We start from the raw sequence: 23,320 nt of genomic DNA, 5'->3' as shown, positions 1-23,320 counted from the left end.
CATGAAAGCGACCCCACAGTCCATTCCTGAGGTCATCCTGTTCGAGCCGAAGGTGTTCGGCGACGACCGCGGCTTCTTCTTCGAGAGCTTCAACCACGCCCGCTTTGAAGAAGCGGTGGGGCGCCCCGTGCGCTTCGTGCAGGACAACCACTCGAAATCCACCAAGGGCGTGCTGCGCGGTCTGCACTACCAGGTGCAGCAAGCCCAGGGCAAGCTGGTGCGCGTGGTCCAGGGTGAGGTGTTCGATGTCGCCGTCGACATCCGCCGCTCATCGCCCACGTTCGGGAAGTGGGTGGGTGCCCACCTGACGGCCGAGAACAAGCACCAGCTCTGGGTGCCCGAGGGCTTTGCGCACGGCTTCGTCGTGCTCAGCAACACCGCAGAGTTTCTCTACAAGACAACCGACTACTACGCCCCGGCGCACGAGCGCAGCATCCTCTGGAACGACCCGGATCTGGGCATCGACTGGGGATACGACGGAACGCCGACTCTCTCTGCCAAGGACCGGGCAGCCCTGCTGCTCAAGAACGCGGAAGTTTTCGACTGACACCCCAAGGGACGATTAGCTACCGATGAAACTCGTTTCCGTTGTGCTCTCCGGCGGTGCAGGTACCCGCCTGTGGCCCGCATCGCGGCAGGCCTACCCCAAGCCTTTCATGAAGCTGGGTGGACGAACCCTGCTGGAACAGGCCATCAGCCGAGGCCAGGCCTGTGGCACCGACCACCTGATCGTGGTAACCAACCAGGACCACCTGTTCCTGACCCAGGGCCTGCTGGCCGAGTTGTCGGACCCGCCCCTTCCTCACTACCTGCTCGAACCCAAGGGTCGCAACACGGCGCCGGCCATCGCGCTGGCCGCACTGGCCTGTCAGAAGCTGCATGGTGACGACGCGGTGATGCTGGTGCTGCCCGCCGACCACCTGATTCCTGACACCAAGTCCTTTGTGGCCAATGCCCTGGCAGCGGCCCGTCATGCGCTGGATGGTCATCTGGTGGTGTTCGGCATTCAGCCCACCGGTCCCGAAACCGGCTTCGGCTACATCGAGGTCGCCAAGATCGGCCGCCAGGCGCAACCGGTGCTGCAGTTCGTCGAGAAGCCAGACCTGGCCACCGCGCAGGAGTATCTGGCCACCGGTCGCTACTACTGGAACAGCGGCATGTTCTGCTTCACCGCCAAGTGCATCCTGGATGCGTTCGCAGAACACGCGCCCGATGTGCTGACCACCGCGCAAGGTGTCATGAGCAGCGGCCACACCGCGGCGCTGCCGCCCACGGGCGCCGTCGGCGCGGCCCAGGTGACGCGCTTTGATGCCCACACCTTTGGCCTGCAGCCTGACATCAGTGTCGACTATGCCGTCATGGAAAAGGCTGGCAACGTCATGCTGGTGCCGGCCCGCTTCGGCTGGAGCGACGTCGGGGCCTGGCCTTCCGTGGCCCAGTCGCACTCGGCGGATGCTGCTGGCAACACCATGGGCATCACCGAAGACACCCACTGGGCGGCCGTTGACACCACCGGTACGCATGTGCATGTGGAAAGCCATGGTCATAAGGTGATCGCCACCGTCGGCGTCAAGGATCTGGTGGTGGTGGACACGCCGGATGCCCTGCTGGTGGCCAGCAAGGAGCAGGCCCAGAATGTCAAACGCGTGGTCGAGATGCTCAAGGAACGGCACCCTGAAAGCGCCGCCCACCAGACCACCATGCTACCCGCCGCCGTGCAGCGGCCGTGGGGTACCTACGCCACCCTCAAGGAAGAATATGGCTACAAAGTCAAGCGCATCACCGTGCGCCCGGGCCAGAGCCTGAGCCTGCAGTACCACCACAAGCGTTCCGAGCACTGGGTTGTGGTGCAGGGAGATGCACTGGTCCAGATCGGGGACTCCGAGATTCCCACCCGCGCCGGCGAGTACCGGTTCATACCGCTTAAGGAACGCCACCGGCTCAAGAACACCGGGGAAGGGGAACTGGTGTTGATTGAGGTGCAGTGCGGCAGTTATCTGGGTGAGGATGACATCGTCCGTCTGGCCGACGTGTACGGCAGGACGTGATGCTTGTGTTCCGAGCCCTCTGGGCCTACCGCGGCTTCATCCTCGGCAGCGTCAAGCGCGAGTTCCAGTCCAAGTACCGCAATTCCGTTCTTGGTGCGGCCTGGAACATCCTGAATCCTCTGTCCATGATTGTGGTGTACACAGTCATCTTTTCCGAGGTGATGAAGGCGCGCCTGCCCCAGGTGGAGGGAACGTACGCATTCAGCATCTACCTGTGCTCTGGGCTGCTGACCTGGGGCCTTTTTGCTGAGATCACCAACAGCGCCACCAACATGTTCGTGGCCAACGGCAATCTGCTGAAGAAGCTGAGCTTCCCGCGGCTGTGCCTGCCGGTGATCGTGGTCAGCAACGCACTGCTGAACTTCGCCATCGTCTTTGGTCTGTTCCTGATCTTTCTGATCGTCAGCGGCAACTTCCCTGGCATCGCCTTCGCCGCCATGGCGCCGCTGCTGGCACTGCAGGTGGCCTTCGCCATAGGCCTGGGCATCACGCTGGGCATGCTCAACGTCTTCTTCCGCGACGTGGGGCAGTTCTTCGGCATCTTCCTGACTTTCTGGTTCTGGCTCACCCCCGTGGTCTACCCGACCTCCATCCTGCCGCCAGAGGGGCAAGGCTACATGCGCTGGAACCCTATGTTCCGGATGATCTCGGCCTACCAGGACGTGCTGGTGTATGGCCGCTGGCCTAACTGGTACAGCCTTTGGCCGGTGGCGATGCTGGCGCTGGCCCTGTGCGCCTACGGTCTGTACTTGTTCCGCCGCCGGGCCGGTGAAATGGTGGACGAGCTCTGAGACGCTGCCAGCAGAACACATCATCATGGGCACGATCACCGTCACCAACCTGGGCAAGGCCTACAAGCAGTACAAGTCGCGCCGTGCGCGGCTGGCCGAATGGCTGCTGCCCTTCTACCCCCGGCAGCACGCCCTCAAATGGGTACTGCAGGACATCAACTTCACGGTAAACCCTGGCGAGGCCGTCGGCATCATCGGCATCAACGGCGCGGGCAAGAGCACCTTGCTCAAAATGATCACTGGCACCACCCGTCCCACCACCGGGTCGGTCCAGATGACTGGACGCGTGGCGGCCATGCTGGAGTTGGGCATGGGCTTCCACCCGGACTTCACCGGGCGACAGAACGCTGTCATGGCAGGCCAGTTGCTGGGCTATTCGGTGGAGGAAATCCACCGTTTGATGCCCGACATCGAGGCGTTCGCTGAAATCGGCGAGTACATCGATGAGCCGGTGAGGGTGTACAGCAGCGGCATGCAGATGCGTCTGGCGTTCAGTGTTGCCACCGCCATCCGGCCGGACATCCTGATCGTGGACGAGGCGCTGTCAGTGGGCGATGCCTACTTCGTGCACAAGAGCTTCGCGCGCATCCGCGAGTTCCGGGAACAGGGGACCACACTGCTCATCGTGAGTCACGACAAGGGTGCCATCCAGTCCATCTGCGACCGTGCCATCCTGCTGAGTGCAGGACGACTAGCCATGGAAGGCGCTCCCGAAGAGGTGATGGACTACTACAACGCGATGCTGGCAAGCAACCAGAACCAGACGGTGCAGACCGTCGTCAAGGACGATGGCAAAAAGCAGACCATCTCCGGAACTGGCGATGCGAAGACCACACACGTATCTCTTCGGGACGAAGAAGGCAAAGCCGTCGAAGTTGTCGATGTGGGTCAGCAGGTGACGCTGCGGATTGATGTCAGTGTCGACCGCGACATCGATCAGCTGGTGATGGGCTATGGCATCAAAGATCGCCTGGGTCATGTTGTCTACGGAACCAACACGCACCTCAAGAACCAGGTTTTGAACCAAGTGCAGGCAGGCGCCCAGCTGAGGTATGAGGTCCGTTTCCCCGCCAACCTGGGGCCTGGAACCTATTCCATTCAGACGGCCCTGACGAGTTCAGACACGCACCTAGTCAACAACTACGAATGGAAAGATCTGGCCCTGGTGTTCACCGTTGTCAATCTCAACAAAGCCCATTTTGCCGGGCTAGCGTGGATCGACCCTACCATTGAAGTCGGCCAGCTATGACATTTGTCTCCCACTCCCAGAACTTCGAGGACGTCATGTTGTGGCGCGCGCTCGGGCATGTTCAAAACGGCAGCTACATCGACGTCGGCGCGCAGGATCCCTTTCTGCATTCGGTCAGTCTTGCCTTCTACGAACGGGGGTGGCGGGGCCTGCACGTTGAACCGACGCTGCAGTACTCCGACAAGCTGCGCAATGCGCGTCCCGATGAACTGGTGCTACAGGTGGCGCTGGGCCGGGAAGAAGGCATCCTCAGCTTCTTCGAGTTCGCGGACACCGGACTGTCCACGTCCAACTCCGAGATCGCCGCCGAGCATCGTTCCAAAGGCTTCAACAGCAAGAAAACCTCCGTGCCGGTAATGACCCTGGACACGGTGCTGCAGTCACAGGGCGACCGGGAGGTGCACTGGCTGAAGGTGGATGTAGAGGGCGCGGAGAAGAACGTGCTGGAAGGCTGGAAGACTGCGCCTGTCCGGCCATGGATTGTGGTGATCGAAGCCACCTTGCCCATGTCGACCACCGAGACCCATCAGGAATGGGAACACCTGATCTTCCGAAAGGGATACACGTTCGCCTACTTTGACGGGCTCAACCGGTTCTACGTGTCCAATGAGCATGGTGAATTGATCGAGAAGTTCCGATCACCACCCAACGTCTTTGACCAGTATGCCCTGGTAGCGGACCATCATCTTTGCAGGCTGGCGATCAACGAGACCCACAAGGCACAACAAGAAGTAGCTCGCAGTACGGAACTGGTTCGTCGGTACTCGCAAAGTACCCGGCGGCTTGAAGCCCAACTTACGGAAAGTCATGAACGAGTGCGGCGACTTGAGGCCGACCTAGCTCGCTTGAACAACGACCTGCAAGCGGCCCACAGGACGTGCCAAGAACTCGCGCGATCGGTCACCGCCATTCGAACCAGCGCATCCTGGCGCGTCACTTCCCCGATCCGCTGGGTGAGCATCCAGATTCGCCTGCTGTTGATCCACGGCTTGCGCCAGCGGTTCAAGATGGCGATCAACAAGCTCCGAGGCTTGCAGCCGATTCCCACCGATCAGAACCATGACGGTGCGATCACCGCGGAACACCGCACAAGCCCGGAAAATCACGTCGATCCAACCCCCAGAACACGACAGATTCACCAGATTCTGATCAACGCGAAGAACAGGGAATAGGCGCACAAGCGATGCGAATCGTCATTGATCTTCAGGGATATCAAAGCACGGGCTCCAGAAACAGAGGGATTGGGCGATATTCAAACTCCCTGACCACTTCATTGCTGAAGTGCTCGAATGAGCACGAGATTGTTGTGGTTCTAAGCGGGCTGTTCCCCGACACCATCGAACCGATTCGGAATCAGTTCAGAGACCTTTTGCCGCCGCAGAACATCAAGGTCTGGCACTTTGATGGTCCGGTATCGAGCAACGAAGCTCAGAACGAGGACCGTAGGGTTCTCGCCGAACTAACTCGGCTCGCCTTCTTCCACGGGCTGGAGCCGGACATTGTTCTAGTCACGAGCCTTTTCGAAGGTCTGACGGACGACGCCGTCACTAGCGTTGCCAAGAGATCACCTTTCCCCACGGCTGTCGTTCTGTACGACCTCATCCCACTGATTCATCAGGATGTCTACTTGGCCAATCCGTTGGTAGACACCTGGTACCGGGGAAAAATCGAACATCTAAAGCAGGCTGACCTGCTGCTCTCGATTTCCATGTCCTCGGGCAAAGAGGCGGTTGATTGGCTCGGGTTTTCTGCGGAGCGGGTGGTCAATATCTCCACAGCGGGCGAAACACAATTCTCACCCCGTCCGCTTTCAGCGACCGATCAGACACACCTGGCGGAGCGGTACGGACTGGACCGTCCGTACGTCATGTATACCGGCGGCATCGACCACCGCAAAAACATCGAAGGCCTCATCACGGCCTATGCCAGGATCCCTGCGTCCCTCCGGGAAAACCATCAACTAGCCATCGTATGTTCGGTGCAAACCGCAGACCGCGAACGACTTCAAGAACTGGCACGCAGCCAAGGACTGCGGGAACACGAGTTGGTCATGACGGGATTTGTGTCCGAAGACGATCTCGCCAAGCTGTACAACGGCTGCACCTTCTTCATTTTTCCTAGCCTGCATGAAGGCTTCGGATTGCCAGCATTGGAGGCCATGCAGTGCGGAAAGGCTGTCATCGCATCTAACACCTCCAGCATCCCCGAAGTGGTCGGACTGGACGACGCCCTGTTCGATCCCAGGAACATCGACGCGATCACTGAGAAACTGGTGCAGGCGCTGACAGACAAGGAGTTTCGTCAAAGGCTTGAAACACATAGCACGCTGCAATGCAGAAAGTTCTCCTGGGACGACACCGCACAACGGGCCTTGTCAGCCATGAAGGACTGTGTCGGCCGGCACAAAGCATCCGCACATCCGACCGACGTGCGCCCTCGGCTGGCATATATCTCCCCACTTCCGCCTGCCCGCAGTGGTATCAGCTACTACAGCGCCGACTTGCTGCGTGTGCTGACGAACTGGTACGCCGTGGACGTCGTGGTCGACCAGGACGAGGTGAACGATACGTGGATCAATACCCATTGCGAGGTGCACAGTATCGAATGGTTTAGATCGAACCATAGCTGCTATGACCGTGTGATTTACCACTTCGGTAACTCGCACTTTCACACCCACATGTTTGATCTGCTGGAGCAGTTCCCCGGGGTTGTGGTGTTGCACGACTTTTTTCTTTCGGGCGCGCAAGCCCACCGGGACCTCACAGGTTTGAATCCAGGTGCGCTGGCCCGAGGCTTGTACGCCAGTCATGGCTATCGCGCGGTCCAACAACGTTTTCAGCAACCCGATATTGCCGACGTCATTTGGGAGTACCCGTGCAACCTAGCGGTTCTACAAGCCTCGCTGGGGGTCATTGTCCACAGCGAGTACTCCAGACAACTCGCAGATCAGCACTATGGCAAAGGCAGTTCAAATCATTGGACGGTCATCCCGCTGCTGAGGACCCAGGCCACAGGCATTTCCCGGGAACAAGCAAGAAGCCGTCTGGGAATTCCGAGTGCGGACTTTCTGGTTTGCTCATTTGGACTTCTCGGGCCGTCCAAGCTCAACCACCGCCTCCTGACCGCATTCTTGCAATCATCGTTGACAACATCAGCGGCCACCCATTTGGTGTTTGTAGGCGAAAACCAAAGCGGCGAGTACGGCCTCGATCTGCTTAATAAAATTGAACAAGCAGGGCTGACCAACAGGGTCCGAATCACGGGCTGGGTAGACTCGGAGGATTTCCAGTGCTACCTTGCTGCTGCAGATGTAGCGGTGCAGTTGCGTGCGCGTTCGCGCGGTGAGACATCGGCCGCCGTCCTGGACTGCATGAGCCATGGACTGCCGACCGTGATAAACGCGAATGGAAGCATGGCAGACATCGACCCGCAGGGGGTTTGGATGCTGCCCGATGAATTTGAGGACAGTGAGCTTGTAAACGTGCTTGAAACACTGTGGACAAGCCCGGACAAGCGTTCAAGCCTGGGCAACGAAGCGCAACGAATCATTGAGCAGCAGCACGCTCCGGAGCACTGTGCAGAACAGTATTTCTCAGCCATCGAACGCATCTATCACCGTTCAAAGACGGGATTGCAAGGCGTATTGACCCACCTTGCGACCAAAGACTGGGATGAACAAGAACTGATGGCATTCGCTGGCCTCATGGCTAGGAATTTCCCGCCGAAGCCAAGGAAAAGGCAACTGTTGCTGGACGTGTCAAGCCTTTACCACCCACACCTCTCGGGTGCAGCAAAACAAGCCATCCTCTCTCTGATCCGTCAGTACTCAAAGCTGTCTCAACCGCAATGGCGGGTTGAACCCATCTGTGCCCAAGCTGGTCAGCAGCAATACCGTTACGCGAGGCAACTCACCTGCGAAGCTCTGCAGGTTGTCAACGACTGGACAAGCGACGAACCTGTAGACGCATGGAATGCTGACGTTTTCCTCTCGCTGTTCCCCTCAACCGAAAGTCTCCACCTGCGACTCGCATTGGTCCGCGAGTGGCGCAACAGCGGTGTTTCGGTGCAGCTTCTTGTCGGTGACCGGCTTGAACCAACGGTCGGTGGGACCGACCAATGCGTAGAGGACGCCAGCGCCGCCGATTGGATCGGTATGGCCGGTGAGTTCGACCGGATAATCTGCGCCTCCCGGGCATTTGCACATTCCCTTGAGGACTTGTTGCAGAAGAAGGAGCCCGGCAGGAAGACATCGACAGCGTGGCTGAACATCGAACCAGACTCCGCCGACGTTCATTCCAACGACTGGGAGAGCAAGTCTGAGCTTCTGCTTGGCTTGATTGGAATCCACATCTGAAGCTCATTCGACAAAGGATCAATGGCATGAAAACCGCCATCATCACAGGCATCACGGGCCAAGACGGCGCCTACCTCGCGGAACTGCTTCTGAACAAGGGCTACGCCGTTCACGGAACCTACCGCCGCACCAGTTCCGTCAATTTCTGGCGCATCGAAGAGCTGGGCATCCAGAACCACCCCAACCTCAGCTTGGTCGAGTACGACCTGACCGACCTGGGCGCCAGCATCGCCCTGGTGCAGAAAGTGCAGCCCGACGAGATCTACAACCTGGCGGCGCAAAGCTTCGTCGGCGTGAGCTTCGATCAGCCCACCACCACGGCCCAGATCACAGGACTCGGAGCCGTCAACCTGCTTGAAGCGATCCGCTTGGTCAACCGCAAGATCCGCTTCTACCAGGCCAGCACCTCGGAGATGTTTGGCAAGGTGCAGGCGGTTCCGCAGACCGAGAGCACCCCGTTCTATCCGCGCAGCCCCTACGGTGTGGCCAAGCTGTACGCCCACTGGATGACCATCAACTACCGCGAGAGCTACGGCATCTTCGGTAGCAGCGGCATCCTGTTCAACCACGAAAGCCCGCTGCGTGGGCGCGAGTTCGTCACCCGCAAGATCACCGACGCGGTGGCCAAGATCAAGCTGGGCCAGCTCGACTGCATGGAACTGGGCAACCTGGATGCCAAGCGCGACTGGGGCTACGCCAAGGAATACGTCGAGGGCATGTGGCGCATGCTGCAGGCCGACCAGCCCGACACTTTCGTGCTCGCCACGAATCGGACTGAGACTGTGCGCGACTTCGTTCGCATGGCGTTCAAGGGTGCCGGAATCGAGGTCGATTTCCGCGGTCAGGCGGAGGGAGAGACGGCGGTGGATGTGACCAGCGGGAAGACCGTGATGCGCGTCAACCCCAGGTTCTATCGTCCGGCCGAGGTAGAGCTGCTGATTGGCAACCCCGCGCACGCGAAAGCCACTTTGGGCTGGGAGCCTCAAACCACACTGGAGCAGTTGTGCCAGATGATGGTGGAGGCCGATCTGCGGCGCAATCGGACAGGCCATTCGTTCTGAGCCAGATCAAACCGCTGGAGGATGCCTCACCCCGTCCCCCACTTGATCGCCATCCGCCAATGCCAACGGGTATGGAACCAACGAACACGTCAACGACCATCCCGCTGTGCGTGTCGGATGCCGTGCATCGCCTGGCAGTCAGGGCCGTCATCCTGTTGTCGGCAGTGCTCTATTTCCTGCTCTCATTGAGTTTTGAAGGCCCCGCCTACCTTCAGGACGAGATCGGCTATCTGGCCAAAGCTGCATTTCTTGCGGGAAGGTCCATTGATGCGGCATCCAGTTACCACGCTGGATACAGCATTCTCCTGGCTCCCGTTTTCCTGCTCACCACCGAAATTTCGCGTGTGTGGACAGGAGTCGTAGCTCTTAACGTCATATTGTGGGTCCTGAGTCTGTTCATGATTCAGCGGCTCACACCGGTCATCTACCCGTCCGCGCGTCCGGCGGCAATACTGGCATCGGTTACAGGCTTGGCCACCTATCCGGCTTGGCCCACACTGACCGGCTACGCGTTTCCTAGCCCGCTCATTGTTGCAAGCATCCTGCTCAGCCTGCTCTTGCTCAACGCGTTGATCAAAAGAGGCTGGCAGTCTCCGGAAGCATTGGCAATCTGCGCTGGAATCACGTTCTGGATTCACCCAACAGGATTGGCCATTATTGGAGCTCTGACAGCAACTCTTGCAGTAGCCTCCCCCCAAAAAGAACGAATTGGACTGCTGCTGAGGTTCCTGGTGATCACAGCTGCTCTGGTCATCACTTACAAAGCGTGGATCCACCCGTGGATCAACCACGCCATGACACCGGATGGCTTCCTGCCAACGACTCACTACAAAAGCTATGTGGAAGTACTGGGCAAGCTTCTCGACCCTGCCGTGATTGGGAGGAGCCTGCTTCGTTTGATGGGCGAATTTTCATACCTGATGATCAGCACCCTCGGTGTGTTTGTCGTAGGCACTTGGTTTCTCACAAGAAATCTGCGAAGCGGCATCTCATCGCAAGAGGCCATCCTCTCTTTCTACTGTCTGCTGACTCTGTTCGGTATCGCCTTGATGGCAGCTCTTCAACTTGAGACGTACGAGACGGCGAATGACATACAGCATTGGCAGTATGGACGCTATATCGACACAGCCTTACCGCTCATCCTTTCGATAGGCTTTGCCCACATTGCACAAAACCTCAAAAGAAAAAGGGTTTTTCTCGGCTTTCTTTTGATACTGCCATTCCTTGCTGCCACAGGGCTTCTGCTGGACAAATGGTCTAATGCAGCTCCCATCAACAACATATTCGCCACTCCAGCATTCTGGCCGCAATATCTTTTTGAAAAAAGCAGTTTCCTCCAGTGGTATCTGATGGGCTGTGCAGGTTGTGTCATCGCGTTTTCGGTGCCGAAATTCACGCTGCCCTTGGCTTGGGCATTCTCAGCAACCCTTTCGCTCACGACGCAGTACAACTGGCATCAAGATATCCTTCATGGATACAGCCGGCCAACACCGTTACCAGACATCATCAAGGCTAATTATCCAGATGGCACCTGTGTTGCATTTGAAAAGCCAGTACATCAGGAAGCGCCAACCCTACAGGACGAGCGTTTGGGTCTCCATGCCCTACACCTGACAAACATGGTGTTCATGCGGATGCAGCCTGAGCGATGGCTGAAAGAGTGCGATGGTCCGTTCCTGACCTACCGTCCAGAGCTGTTCGAAGACATTTCCAACGCCATCCCCATGATCAAGGAAATGGACAGCGGCCTTTATTTGATAGAGAAACAGGAGCGCCTCAATAATGCGCAATACCACATCCCAGAAGAACCCTCATCACTGATGGTCAACCGCTCCAAGGAAAAGGACTACTTGGCAAGGACCTTGCTCTATCGCGACAGCAAAGATCTGAGCCGACATACTCAAGTCGGGTTAAACGGCAGTACGGGACTTGCGAGCACAGGCAAAACAGGCTACCTGTTCTTCGGGCCGTACATGGAGCTGCCCAAGGGCAACTATCGACTGGCAATCCGTGTGTCTGCGCCTAGGGCCAGTGAGGCAGTTGTAGACGTCGTGAATGAGCGGGCTGGCAAAAGCCATCTTCAGGCTCAGATATGCAAGGAAGGATGCAGCTCCGAATCCCCGGTCTTGCTCGATGTCGAGATTCCAGAAGATGAAAGCGCTCTGGAGATCAGAATGCGTGTGCAGAGAACCGACACCGTGCTCGTGCAAAGCGTCCAGCTGACCAGTCTCGAAGATCAACGGCGCGATGCTCCTTGACCAAGCCGTTCGCGCAAGCGCTACTTATAGTTTGAAACGGATACCAGATTGAAGATTTCACATGGCTTGCAAGATCACGGGATCGTTGTCGGTAACGTGTATGACAAGTATGAATCTCGCAACCCGCTGGTACGCGGGATCATGCGCCAGTTCAACAATGGGCTGGCCCATTTGGTCGCCCAGGCTGCACCCGAGAACATCCACGAACTTGGCTGCGGTGAGGGTCACTGGGTGCTGGAGTGGGCTCAACAAGGGATCGCTGCACGGGGCAGCGACTTCTCGGAAAAGGTCATTGCCATCGCCAGAGACAACGCGGTGAACGCAAAGCTGGACCCCGGCATGTTTTCCGTGCGCAGCATCTATGACATCGAACCCGGTACCGATGATGCGGATCTGATCGTATGCAGTGAGGTGCTGGAGCATCTTGCGGATCCGCTTAAGGGGCTTGCCGCAATTCAACGGGTGGCCAGTCGGCACGTGATCCTCACGGTTCCCCGGGAGCCTATCTGGCGGGCTTTGAACATGGCGCGAGGCGCCTATTGGCGAAGCCTGGGAAATACCCCCGGTCATCTGCAACATTGGTCCACACGACAGTTCATTTCCCTTGCCCAGCAGTTCTTCGAAGTGGTCGACGTGAAGACGCCGCTGCCTTGGACCATGCTGCTCTGCAAAGTGAAAGCCTGACGGGTGAATCGGAAACCCCGCCTGAAGCGCATTCTCCACGCCGCCAGCAGCATCCTTGCACTTGCTGGCATCCTGTTCGTTGTCCTCGGGATTGCCCACCACTGGAGAGAAATCGACATCTCGGGATGGGGCTCCACCACCTGGGCAGTTCTCGGTATCTCCTCTGTTGCGTATGGCGCTGCCAACATCTTGTTGGCTCGTGCCTGGTGGCATCTGCTGAGAGAACTAGATGTCCACGTGCCGTGGCTCAAGGCTCTCAGGATTTACGGCGTTTCACAAATCAACAAGTACATCCCTGGCAACATCTTTCATCTGGCGGGCCGCCAGACGCTGGGCATGGCGGCAGGATGGGCTGCACGTCCCCTTGCAACTTCGGCACTCTGGGAGTTGATCCTGCTTGCTGCCTTGGGGGCATTGTTCGGGACGTTGGCCCTCCCGCTGTTCTGGCCGCCCTTGCCCCCTTTGCCAGCCATCGCCCTGTGGGTGGGGCTCTCTGCCCTCATTCATGCAGCGCTTCGCCGCGGCGGTGTACCGGGTATTGCCAGAGCCATGTGTTTGCAAACCTGCTTTCTAGCAACCTCCGGCGCGGTGTTTCTGACGGTGCTGATGGCCACCTATAAGACGCCCCCAGAGGCCAGCTTGTTGCTCCCCGCCGCCTGTGGTGCTTATGTGCTCGCATGGTTGGCAGGCCTCGTCACCCCGGGAGCACCCGCTGGTGTGGGGGTGCGGGAAACCGTGCTGCTGTTTCTTCTGAAGGGATTGTTTGCCCCTTCGGATTTGCTCGTTGCCGTGGTCCTGGGCCGGATCGTCACCGCCTCCGGAGATGTCCTCTTCTACCTGTCCGCGTTGACACTCCGGGGAGGAGCTGAAGAGCAGGCCTGAGGTCTACCCCGATAGCTCACTGGTCGGCTTTCGCCAGCTCTGCCGATTTGGCACCCGCTTGTGACAGAAGCTTCACATAGGCGGCCTCCAGCGCCACCAAGCGGCTCTCCACGCCCCCTGCATTGACAGCAGCCAGCTTGCCTTTGACCTCGTCGAGCTCCGCCTTCTGTTTCCGAATCTCCTCATCCTGCTGTTTCACAGCCTCCAGCAGCACCGCGACCATGGCCGAATAGTTGACGGCTCCCGGCTCCGCGCCATCCATTTCGACAAGTTCCGGGAACACCTTGACCACTTCTTCGGCGATCAGACCGATCGAGGGGTTGCCGGATTCCTTCCAGTCGAATTTGACGCCGTGCAGCCGCTTCAGGTCATCGACGGGGTTTTTCAGCACCTGCACGTTGCTCTTGAACCGGATGGAACTGGTTTGAGCAAATGCTGCGGCACGAACCACCCCCTCGAAACGGGTTTCACCGTTAGACATGATCGTCATCCGCCGGACCCCACCGCCGGTGGTCGCGGCACCAAGGTCATTGATAACGAACTCCCCGTTTCCAGGCGCCGACGCGTTTACCCCAACCACGAACGCTTTCATTGGCACATAGCTCGAATCGGTGCGATTGATGATGAAAGCCGCTGTGTCGGCTGGACGGTCCATGCGGAAAACCGCATTGGGACCACGAAGATGCAACAGCCGATCAGGAGTAGAGATACCAATGCCCACGCCGGTGGGCTCCACATACAGTTCATTGGCATGCACCGCTCCGGATGCAAGCACTGCAACCGATATCAGGGGCAGAAATTTTCTGGCAATTGCGAAGTGGTTCATGGGACCCTCGTACAGAGAAAGTGAATATTCAGATAAGGAAGTAGTGGTTGGACTGCATTAATTCAGTTCTGGATACACGCGCACCCACAGCCGGCCACCTGAGTTCAGACGGAACCCGGTACGCAGCCGAATGCCGCCAGGTGCGTTGAGTTGAAGCACTCCTGTGGTGGGCACGGCTGTCCCGGAAGTGTTCGACGCAATGGTTCCACAGGTCGTGTACTCCGCAGAGCCACTGATCGCAGTGGGCAATACCACATTGCTCGAACTGGCACAGTTCAGATCGAAATCGGCCAGCAAAGACACCCCTGAATAGGCCGCTGCGGCGGACAGCATAACGTGGTACGTATCGGCCGCCGGAGAAGGGATGGAACAGCTTTCCGACGTGCCGGCGTTGCTAGAACTGCAATCGAACGTGGAGACGGTGGGCCTAGACGCTCGCCGGACATACAGTGTGGGGTTGCCGGTTCCACCCTGCGTGCGGATGCTCAGGTTGCTGGCCCCCGTGGGCACGACCACCGTGTAGTAGCTGAACTGACCCGCAGCGGCCGACTGGTTGACCAGCGGCTTTCCATTGGAAACCCGGGTCAGACTGTCCAGTCCCGACATCGCCTGGTCCACCCGGATGCGCGGCTTCATCAACGAGTTTCTGCTGTCGACCACGCTCAAACCCGTGTTCTTGAGCATGCCTAGCAAGGTGTCCACGCTGGCTTGGGGATGCTGCTCCCTCAGCACCGCGAGAGCGCCGGACACCATGGGTGCTGAGAAGGAAGTGCCGTCAACAGTGTCATAGACACCCGCAACGGTGGTGGTGGTGATGTTTTCGCCCGGGGCCAGTAGCTGGAGCATGGCCGCGCTGTTGGAAAAGCTCGACACCGCATCGGTGTCGGAAGTACTTCCAACGCTGATGACGTTCGAGAGGCAGGCAGGAGCCGCTAGCTGCGAAGACAAGTACTCATTGCCACTCGACACCACGGTCGCGATGCCCGCAGCGCGCAAGCTGGCGACGATGGGATATTCGGGCTCCCCATCGCAATTGCTCGAAAACTCCCCTCCACCCAGGCTGAGGTTCGCTGCTGCAATGCGGTACGTCGAGCGCAAGCTATAAACATGTTCAAGGCCCAAAACCTCATCAGAGGTCCATGCCAGAGTACATGGAAGAGAAGCACCGCAACTCGTTGAATCATCAAACCGACTGTAGATCTGTATAGAAATCAGCTGTGCGGACTGCGCGACACCACCACCATAACTGGGGTGAGTGCTGCCAGCGACCACACCGGCGACCAAAGTCCCATGGTCGCAGCCGAACACCGAGGACGAGCAAGGAACGCCGGAATCCACCGCAGTGGAAGACGATGCGCCGCCGGGACACATCGACGTGCTGGCGCCCAACAGATCGGTCGTCGAAAAGCAGGCCTCCGACACGACCTTGCCAGCCAAGTAGGAGTGTGTCTTGTCAACACCGGAATCAAGCACTGCAACGACTTGCCCAGCGCCAGTGCGCCCCTGAAACGCTCCTGACACCATGCCAATCCGCGCAGAGCTGTCCAGCATCTTTGGCTTGCGAAGTACGTCCTCATACACCCGCAGCACCTCCGGATCGTTCAGCAGCGCTTGCACGTCCTGTGCCGAGGCCCGCAAAGCGATGCCGGGGAAATAGTTGAACTGTTTGAGGCGCGCCATGGCCTGGGGCGTCCTCATGCCGGCGTTCGACCGTGCAGTGACCAGACGGGACAGCACCCTGTTCTGTATCGCGCGAAGTTCCGCCAGTTGAACGGCCTGGCTCTGCTGGGACCGGGCCGTCACATCTCCGGACTTTTGTTGTGGAACCAGCTCCACGATCACTGGCACCGAGCCCTTGGCCGCCGCCGCCTGCAGCACGCTGTTGTGCCGCTGGTAGTCGGCCGCCGAACGCACACCACTCGGCTGTGCCCATGCCACCCCAGTCACGAACACCGCCGCGGGCAACAGGCTGCAAACCCAGCGCTGCGCAGAAGACAGCCCCGTTCGCACACCCAGGCATCTGGCCCACACGGCCCACGCGCCCCCGCTTTGACCCCACAACTTCAACATGTCACCACCCTTCACAAAAGACCCGTCGACTACGCTAAAAGTTAACTTTCAAGAGGCTGCGTATCATCGCACAGCCCTTTAGTTCATTGCACCCCTCCCCACCATGACGTCCCGCATCCTGCTCACTGGCGCCACAGGCTTCACCGGCCAGCACTTCATGAGGCTGGCGCAGTCCCGAGGCCATCAGGTGGTGACGCTGCAATCAGACCTGGGCGATGGGCAGTCCATTCAACAGGAACTCGCAAACCAGGCCATCACACACGTGGTACATCTGGCCGGCATCAGCTCCGTCGACCATGCGCACGAATCGGACTTCTACAAGGTCAACACCGTCGGCACCACCGTTCTCCTGAAGGCGTTGCTGCAAGGTCAGCCGCATCTGAAGTCCGTTTTGATCGCCAGCAGTGCCAACGTCTATGGCAACTGCGAGCAGTCCCCCATTGCAGAGACGCAGCCACCCGCTCCGGTCAACCACTACGCCGCCAGCAAACTCGCCATGGAGCACATGGCCCTGGCTTACGCCGACCGCCTGCCCATCTTCATCACCCGCCCCTTCAACTACACCGGTCCCGGCCAGTCACCGTCGTTTCTGATCCCGAAGCTGGTCGATCATTTTGCACGCCGGGCACCCGTCATCGAGCTGGGAAACCTGCATGTCGAACGGGAGTTCAACGACGTTCGCATGGTCTGCGAGGCCTACCTCCTGTTGCTTGAACAGGCCACAGTCGGGCAGATCTACAACCTGTGCACAGGCCTCACTTACAACCTGCAGCAGGTGCTCGCCATGCTTGAGTCCCTCACGGGCCACACGATGGAAGTGCGGGTGAATCCGGCTTTCGTCCGCACCAACGAGGTGCACCGGCTGTGCGGCGCCCCCGGGAAGCTGATCGAAACCATTGGCCCCCTGCCGGAGCGCCCGCTGGTGGATTGCCTCTCGGCCATCCTCCAGGCCCACGGGTAGCCCGCTCCGTCGCACCCCTGGTGAGTCTGTTTCCGGTCGGGAGGCGCCACAAGGCGGCCACCTATAATTATTGGTTCCCCGCATGGTGGCGCAGTCCACCGCTTGTGCCTTCTTACAGGAATCCCAGTGTCTTCTCATACCGCTTGGTCCGCACGGGCACCCAGTGACCAAGCAAACTGGCTCGTGAGCGTGCCCGCAGGCATCCAGGCCATGGTGGCCATCCGCCCCGATCTGAGGCACCTGGACATCGCTCGCTTCACAGACCGTCTCGCGCTGTATGCGCTGTGGGAAGGCCCATTGCACCGGGACTACCCCGAAGTGGAATGGCGGTTGTCCGACAAGGACAAGGACCACCTGCGTGCTTACAGCATGGCGCAGTTTCTCGCCGATGGCGGCGCAGGACTGTCGTGTTCGCTGAAAGGCAACTGGCCCACTGTGCTCGACCTCATGCCGGGGTTTGATGCCCACAGCCGGCGGGCAGTCATCGGCGAGGCCGCGTTCACAGACGTGCTCCCTTTGCCACTGCAGATGATCTGGCGCGACCGACCGGATCTCCAGACCTTGCACGACACGACCACGAAACATGGCCGAGCCGGGTTCCTTCAGTGGTGGCTGCGCTTTGGTCATATGGAGCATCCGCGCGTTGACTGGGTGGTCGGTCCCGAGTTGAGCGGTATTGACCACCTCGGCCCCCAGGAGCGCCCATGGCCCCGCTTCCTCACGCTGGTGGTCCAGGGGCGCAACGACCTGGACGAGACGGTGTTCGGCCCGAACACCGAAGCCGGCTGGTTCAACGGCCTGGTGTGGTGGCACCAGAGCGGCTTCGCAGAGTTTGGCGTTGCTGCCTGGTCTCTGCTCATGCACACACCACTGCGTCGGCTTCTGCACGGCATCGCTTCTGCCTTCGATGCGCGCGACTCCGCGCACGGAGCATGCGCCAAGGCCTTGCCGTATGTGCTGTACCGGATCTGGACGGGGCGGGCCGATCTTCGGACTGCGTTCGATCTGCGCCAGCCATCGGGATGCGACGGCTTGCTCGCCTGGTGGCAAGAGCATGGCCTGCGCGAGCATCATTCCCTGGTTCAGCTGTTCCAGGACCCGCTGGACGAGCAGGCGGGCATGAACATCGTGGGCTACGCGCGCAGTGTGATCGGCATTGCCGAAGACGTTCGCATGGCCGTCCGTTCCGCCGAGTTGGCCGGCATACCCTGCGCCGTCATTGATGCACCTATCAAGGGTCCGCAAAAAGTGGACCATTCGCTGGACGGGCACATCGTGGACCAGCCGCGCTGGCCGGTGACTCTGTATTGCCTGCCTCCGACTGAAATCATTCGTCTAGGGCTCGAAGGCGGGCGTAAGCTGCTGGACGCCGGCACCTACAACATCGGCGGCTGGCACTGGGAACTGCCGGTCTGGCCCGAGCACCTGACCGGGGTGATCGATTCTGTGGACGAGGTCTGGGTCTACAGCGAGTTCGTGCGACAAGCCTTCGCGGGCAAGACCGACAAGCCGGTGCACAAGATGCCTCTGGCGGTGGAGCTGCCGGCTCACCCGGGCGCGAACCGCGCCCAGTTCGGACTGTCAGCCAACCGCTTCCTGTTTCTCGTGATGTTCGATGGCGCTTCGTGGCTGTCTCGAAAGAACCCCGTGGCCGCGGTGCGCGCATTCAAGCAGGCCTTTGGGAACGACCCCAACGTGGGGCTGGTGATCAAGGCGATTTCGCTGGACAGGTCCTCGGAGGGCTGGCAAACAGTCGCCGAAGAAATCGCTGGCGACGACCGTGTGACGGTGATTGACCGAACCATGGACCGGGTGGAACTGGTGCAGCTGATGTCGTCCTGTGACGCCTACGTGTCGCTGCACCGGTCGGAGGGCTTCGGCCGCATCATTGCCGAGGCCATGCTGCTGGGCCTTCCCACGGTCACCACGGCGTTCTCCGGAAACACGGATTTCTGCACACCCGAGACCAGCTTTCTGGTCGACGGGCCGCTGGTGCCCCTTTCTCCCGAGGACTACATCTTCCACCAAGGCCAGTACTGGTGCGATCCGGACGTGGAGCAGGCCGCCTCGCAGATGCGCCGCCTGGTGGACCGTCGGGATGAGACCGCCTCTCTGGTGCGTAGGGCCCAGGACAATATCCGGAACAACTACTCCTCCCGCGCGGTGGCCGACGCCTATCGACGGCGTCTGCGGGAGCTGCGACAGGCCTATCTGATCTGAGACCCAACATGTCCCTACAAGACGCCCCGATGACCACCCCTTCGAACGCAGCGATGCTCGAGGATGAGTGCGCCAGGCTGGCAGAAGAGCTCAAAGACCGAGAGCAGCAGCTTGTGGACCTGCTGCAGGATTACACCGATCGCAACCTGCAACTGGTATCCGCGCAGCACCAGGTCATGACGCTGACCCAACGGGTACTGGCTCACGAGGAGGCGGCCAAAGCACATGCGGTCCACGTTGACAACCTGTATTTGTCCACCAGCTGGCGCGTCACCGCACCGCTGCGACGGATCAGCGTCCTATCGCAAGACGTAAAGCACTCGGTGCGGGTGTTTCGCGAGGCACTGGCCGCAGGCAAGGGATTGCCCATGGCCCTCAAGCAGGCTCTGCACGCGAACACAGCCGAGGCGGAGGCCACACCCGATGTGGCGGACCACGCCCCCAAAGCCTTCGACCCAAGGGACTACAAAGAGTGGGTGCGGCGCTACGACACACTGGACAGTGTGATGGTCGAGCGGCTGGGGCTGGAAGCCGCCTCAATGACCGACGGACCGCTCGTGTCCGTCGTCATGCCGACTTACAATCCTAACCTCGACTGGCTCAGCCAAGCGATCCAATCCGTCAGGGACCAGCTGTATCCGCGCTGGGAGCTGTGCATCGCTGACGATGCGTCGACCGACCCAGATGTTCGCCCCTTACTCGAACAGTGGATGGCCGAAGACCCACGCATCAAGGTCACCTTCCGCGACACCAACGGGCACATCTCGGCGGCCACCAACAGCGCATTGGCCCTGGCCTCGGGGGACTGGATCACGTTCCTAGACCACGACGATGTGCTTCCGGCGCACGCCCTGCTGTACATGGTCAAGGCCATCGCCCGCCATCCCGACGCGCGGATGCTGTACTCGGACGAAGACAAGCTCGACGAACACGGCAAGCGCTACGACCCGTACTTCAAGACCGACTGGAACCCGGACCTGTTCTATTCGCACAACCTGGTCACCCACCTGGCCTTCTACCGCGGCGACCTCATGCGCGAGGTGGGAGGCCTGCGTGAAGCCTATGCGGGCGCCCAGGACTACGACCTCGTGCTGCGAGTGATCGAAAAGGTGAAGGCGGACCAGATCGTCCATGTGCCGTTCATCCTCTACCACTGGCGGGCCCATGCCGGCAGCACCGCCACAGCCGATCTGAACATCAAGCCCTACGCCATGCTCGCCGGCGAACGGGCGCTCAACGACCACTACAAGCGCATGGGCATCAACGCCCGGGCGCAGTTCATCGGTCACGGCTACCGTGCTCGCCACCGGCTGCCCAAGCCGGCGCCCAAAGTCAGCATCATCATCCCGACCCGCAACGCGGTGGACCTCGTCAGGACCTGCGTGGAGAGCATCCGGGACAAGTCAACCTACAAGAACTACGAGATCCTGCTGATGGACAACGGCTCGGACGACCCCGAGGCGCTGGCCTACTTTGCCGAACAGGCCCAAACGCCCAACTTCCGGGTCATCCGCGACGATTCCCCGTTCAGCTATTCGGCCATCAACAACCTGGGCGCCTCTATGGCCACCGGTGAGGTGCTGTGCTTCCTCAACAACGACATCGAGGTGATCTCGCACGACTGGCTGGAGGAGCTGGTGAGCCAGGCCTGCCGTCCGGGCATCGGCGCTGTCGGTGCCAAGCTGCTGTATCCCAATACAACCATCCAGCACGCCGGTGTCGTGCTGGGCATCGGCGGCTGGGCCGGACATGCCCACAAGGGCTTCTCGTTGTACGCGCATGGCTACGTCGGACGGGCCTCACTGGCGAGCAACTTCAGCGCCGTCACCGGTGCCTGCATGGCGGTGCAGAAAAAGCACTTCGACCAGGTGGGCGGGTTCGATGACGTCAACCTCAAGGTCGCCTGCAACGACGTGGACCTCTGCCTGCGGTTCGCCGAGATGGGGCTTCGCAACCTGTTCACGCCGCACGCCCTGCTGTTCCACCACGAGTCGGCCACCCGGGGCTACGAAGATACTCCTGAAAAGAAGGCCCGCTTTCAGAAGGAAGTGGACTACATGTGGAAGCGCTGGCCCGTCAGCATGGCCCGCGACCCGGCCTACAGCCCCAACCACACGCTGGACCACGAAGATTTCGGCCTGGCGTGGCCGCCCCGTGTGCGCCACGCCGACATGGCCTGATGGCAGCCGGAACCTCAAGCATGATTCGACGCATTTTCAACAGCCTCCGCCTGGGTGTTCAAACCTGGGCAGGCATGCCGTTGGCGCTGTTCATGCTGATGTTTGTGATCCTTCAGGGCGTGGTCATGGCCGGCCACTCGCCACTGAGCTATCCGCCGGACGAGGTACCGCATCTGTCCTACATCCATGACAGCATCCGTTCGCCGCAGGCTCTGCCGAACTACAGCGACGGCAAGATCATGGGGTTCACCCAGGCCAACTACCTGGCCCACCCGCCGCTGTACTACAGCGCCCTGGGTGTCGTCGGCAAGCTGCTCTCCCTGAGCCCGAAAGCGGACTACCTGGTCTTCCGGCTGATCAGTGTCGGTTTTGTGGGACTGGGGCTGGCCTTAGTGGTGCTGATGGCACGGGAACTGCGCCTTGCACAGACCACCACCGCGCTGCTGCTCTTCGCCTGTGCCAGCGTGCCCATGTTCTCGTACATTGCCGGCAGCGTGTCCAACGACACATTGTTGTATCTGGGCATGTCCATGGGCTTCTACGGGTTGTCGCGCATGACCAACCCCGCCCGCAACGGACCGGACGCCCTGGCGCCGGTCGTGCTGCTGGTCGGCCTGCTGATTGTTTTCCTCACCAAGGCCACAGGCATCGTCTTCATGATCCTGTTCCTTGGTGCCTGGGGGCTGCGCAATTTCCGCCGCATACATCCGGTGGTGCTGGTTCGCAGCTTCTGGCCCCACGTGACCGTCTTCTGCGCCATCGTGGGGAGCTACTACGTCTACACGTGGCTGCAGCACGGAGGATTTTTCCCTTCGCCTGGCCGGCTGTACGGCAGCACACCACCCGCTGAGCCACTCGATCTGGCAGGCTATGTCCGGGAGTACGTCAGTGCCATGTGGCGGCGGCTGCACGGCATCATGTCGCACCTGAGCATCACCCCCATCGGAGACCGCTGGCAGCCGGTGTTCTACACGATGATCTGTCTGCCCATCGTAGGCTGGCTGGTGGTGCGCTTCAGCACGCCGCTGCTCACCTCCAACCGCATGGCCGTCCGGCTGTTCGATGCCATGGCCCTGGCCACCTTGGGCACCGTCGTTGTCCACGTGGTGTTCGGCTACCGCGCCTACCTGGTCAATGGCGTGCTCTCGGGTCTGCAGCCGCGCTACTACATGTACCTCCTGCCGGTGTTATGGCTCCCGTTCTTCGTGCTCTGCCAGCCCGGCTGGTTCAAACAGACGGTCACCACCCTCTTTGCAGCCAGTGCACTCGTGGTGTTCTGGGCCTCTGCGCCGCAGGTGCTGCTCAAACAGCATCAGGCCCTGCAGGAACTGCCCCGCAACATCGGATACGCCGACCGCACCGGTCTCGGATCGATGTCGATCCGCCTCCCCCACCGCCTCACCACCGAAGGCAACGTGGAAACACTCACGCTTGTCAATGGGGAGCTGCGGGCCAAAGGCTGGGTCTATGACACCAAACTGGGTGATCAGGCTCAGCGCCTCTGGATCCTGGCCGGAGACGAGTTTGTTTCTTCCGTGCCGGTGCTGATCAAGCGCGACGATGTCGCCGCTGCCCTGGGCACGCAACGCGCACTGAACACCGGGTTCGCCTTCACCGCCAGGCGCCTGCCGACCACCCTGAAGCCCTGCGACGTCCGGCTTCTGGCCGAGTACCGTGACGGCAGCGTGGGCCCGCTGAAAAACGACCTGTGCCCGCAATGACCTGCCAGCACGATA

The 23,320-nt window shown here is 60.0% G+C and carries 16 protein-coding genes; 14 read left to right on the top strand and 2 right to left on the bottom strand.

The window, feature by feature from the left end; genetic code table 11:
• Nucleotide 1: 1 nt before the first annotated feature.
• The 10 genes from rfbC (at nucleotide 2) to ACFOPI_RS16465 (ending at nucleotide 13,327) form a co-directional block, all read left to right on the top strand.
• Nucleotides 2–547 carry a dTDP-4-dehydrorhamnose 3,5-epimerase gene (rfbC, locus tag ACFOPI_RS16510; protein WP_382176055.1) on the top strand — a complete coding sequence of 182 codons (546 nt, stop codon included), beginning with the start codon at nucleotides 2–4 and terminating at the stop codon, nucleotides 545–547.
• A 25-nt stretch (nucleotides 548–572) separates the two neighbouring features.
• Nucleotides 573–2,048 (top strand): mannose-1-phosphate guanylyltransferase/mannose-6-phosphate isomerase, encoded by a 1,476-nt coding sequence (locus ACFOPI_RS16505; RefSeq protein WP_382176052.1) that lies wholly within the window; start codon nucleotides 573–575, stop codon nucleotides 2,046–2,048.
• Entirely contained in the window at nucleotides 2,048–2,839 is a 792-nt protein-coding gene (locus tag ACFOPI_RS16500) for an ABC transporter permease (RefSeq protein ID WP_382176050.1), read from the top strand. The genes ACFOPI_RS16505 and ACFOPI_RS16500 overlap by 1 nt, the downstream gene beginning before the upstream one ends.
• 25 nt (nucleotides 2,840–2,864) lie before the next feature.
• Nucleotides 2,865–4,088 (top strand): ABC transporter ATP-binding protein, encoded by a 1,224-nt coding sequence (locus ACFOPI_RS16495; RefSeq protein ID WP_382176047.1) that lies wholly within the window; start codon nucleotides 2,865–2,867, stop codon nucleotides 4,086–4,088.
• Nucleotides 4,085–5,260: an FkbM family methyltransferase gene (locus tag ACFOPI_RS16490; protein ID WP_382176045.1), complete on the top strand. Its 1,176-nt coding sequence runs from the start codon at nucleotides 4,085–4,087 to the stop codon at nucleotides 5,258–5,260. The genes ACFOPI_RS16495 and ACFOPI_RS16490 overlap by 4 nt, the downstream gene beginning before the upstream one ends.
• Nucleotides 5,261–5,271: 11 nt before the next feature.
• On the top strand, nucleotides 5,272–8,442 hold the full coding sequence (locus tag ACFOPI_RS16485) for a glycosyltransferase (protein WP_382176042.1): 3,171 nt from the start codon (nucleotides 5,272–5,274) through the stop codon (nucleotides 8,440–8,442).
• A gap of 26 nt (nucleotides 8,443–8,468) precedes the next feature.
• On the top strand, nucleotides 8,469–9,503 hold the full coding sequence (gmd, locus tag ACFOPI_RS16480) for a GDP-mannose 4,6-dehydratase (protein ID WP_382176039.1): 1,035 nt from the start codon (nucleotides 8,469–8,471) through the stop codon (nucleotides 9,501–9,503).
• A 71-nt stretch (nucleotides 9,504–9,574) separates the two neighbouring features.
• Nucleotides 9,575–11,761, top strand: coding sequence for a hypothetical protein (locus tag ACFOPI_RS16475; protein ID WP_382176036.1), 2,187 nt, complete (start codon nucleotides 9,575–9,577; stop codon nucleotides 11,759–11,761).
• Nucleotides 11,762–11,809: 48 nt separating this feature from the next.
• Nucleotides 11,810–12,445 (top strand): class I SAM-dependent methyltransferase, encoded by a 636-nt coding sequence (locus tag ACFOPI_RS16470; protein WP_382176033.1) that lies wholly within the window; start codon nucleotides 11,810–11,812, stop codon nucleotides 12,443–12,445.
• Nucleotides 12,446–12,448: 3 nt separating this feature from the next.
• On the top strand, nucleotides 12,449–13,327 hold the full coding sequence (locus ACFOPI_RS16465) for a hypothetical protein (protein WP_382176030.1): 879 nt from the start codon (nucleotides 12,449–12,451) through the stop codon (nucleotides 13,325–13,327).
• Nucleotides 13,328–13,343: 16 nt separating this feature from the next.
• On the opposite strand, the gene ACFOPI_RS16460 is transcribed toward ACFOPI_RS16465, so the two are convergent.
• Together ACFOPI_RS16460 and ACFOPI_RS16455 are read right to left on the bottom strand one after the other, a co-directional pair.
• Nucleotides 13,344–14,153, bottom strand: a complete 810-nt coding sequence (locus ACFOPI_RS16460; protein ID WP_382176028.1) for a tail fiber domain-containing protein — start codon at nucleotides 14,151–14,153, stop codon at nucleotides 13,344–13,346.
• Nucleotides 14,154–14,210: 57 nt separating this feature from the next.
• Nucleotides 14,211–16,223, bottom strand: coding sequence for a S8 family peptidase (locus ACFOPI_RS16455; protein ID WP_382176026.1), 2,013 nt, complete (start codon nucleotides 16,221–16,223; stop codon nucleotides 14,211–14,213).
• Between the two features lie 103 nt (nucleotides 16,224–16,326).
• On the opposite strand from ACFOPI_RS16455, the gene ACFOPI_RS16450 reads away from it, so the two are divergent.
• From ACFOPI_RS16450 to ACFOPI_RS16435, 4 genes are all read left to right on the top strand, one after another.
• Nucleotides 16,327–17,184, top strand: a complete 858-nt coding sequence (locus ACFOPI_RS16450; protein WP_382176023.1) for an NAD-dependent epimerase/dehydratase family protein — start codon at nucleotides 16,327–16,329, stop codon at nucleotides 17,182–17,184.
• Nucleotides 17,185–17,367: 183 nt separating this feature from the next.
• Nucleotides 17,368–19,404 (top strand): glycosyltransferase family 4 protein, encoded by a 2,037-nt coding sequence (locus ACFOPI_RS16445; RefSeq protein ID WP_382176020.1) that lies wholly within the window; start codon nucleotides 17,368–17,370, stop codon nucleotides 19,402–19,404.
• Between the two features lie 8 nt (nucleotides 19,405–19,412).
• Nucleotides 19,413–21,584, top strand: a complete 2,172-nt coding sequence (locus ACFOPI_RS16440) for a glycosyltransferase family 2 protein (RefSeq protein WP_382176017.1) — start codon at nucleotides 19,413–19,415, stop codon at nucleotides 21,582–21,584.
• A gap of 20 nt (nucleotides 21,585–21,604) precedes the next feature.
• On the top strand, nucleotides 21,605–23,305 hold the full coding sequence (locus ACFOPI_RS16435) for a hypothetical protein (protein WP_382176014.1): 1,701 nt from the start codon (nucleotides 21,605–21,607) through the stop codon (nucleotides 23,303–23,305).
• Nucleotides 23,306–23,320: the final 15 nt, after the last annotated feature.

The sequence above is a fragment of the Hydrogenophaga luteola genome, from assembly GCF_042648585.1.
Taxonomy (GTDB): Bacteria; Pseudomonadota; Gammaproteobacteria; order Burkholderiales; family Burkholderiaceae_C; genus Hydrogenophaga; species Hydrogenophaga luteola.
This window is presented reverse-complemented; position numbering and strand designations above follow the sequence as displayed.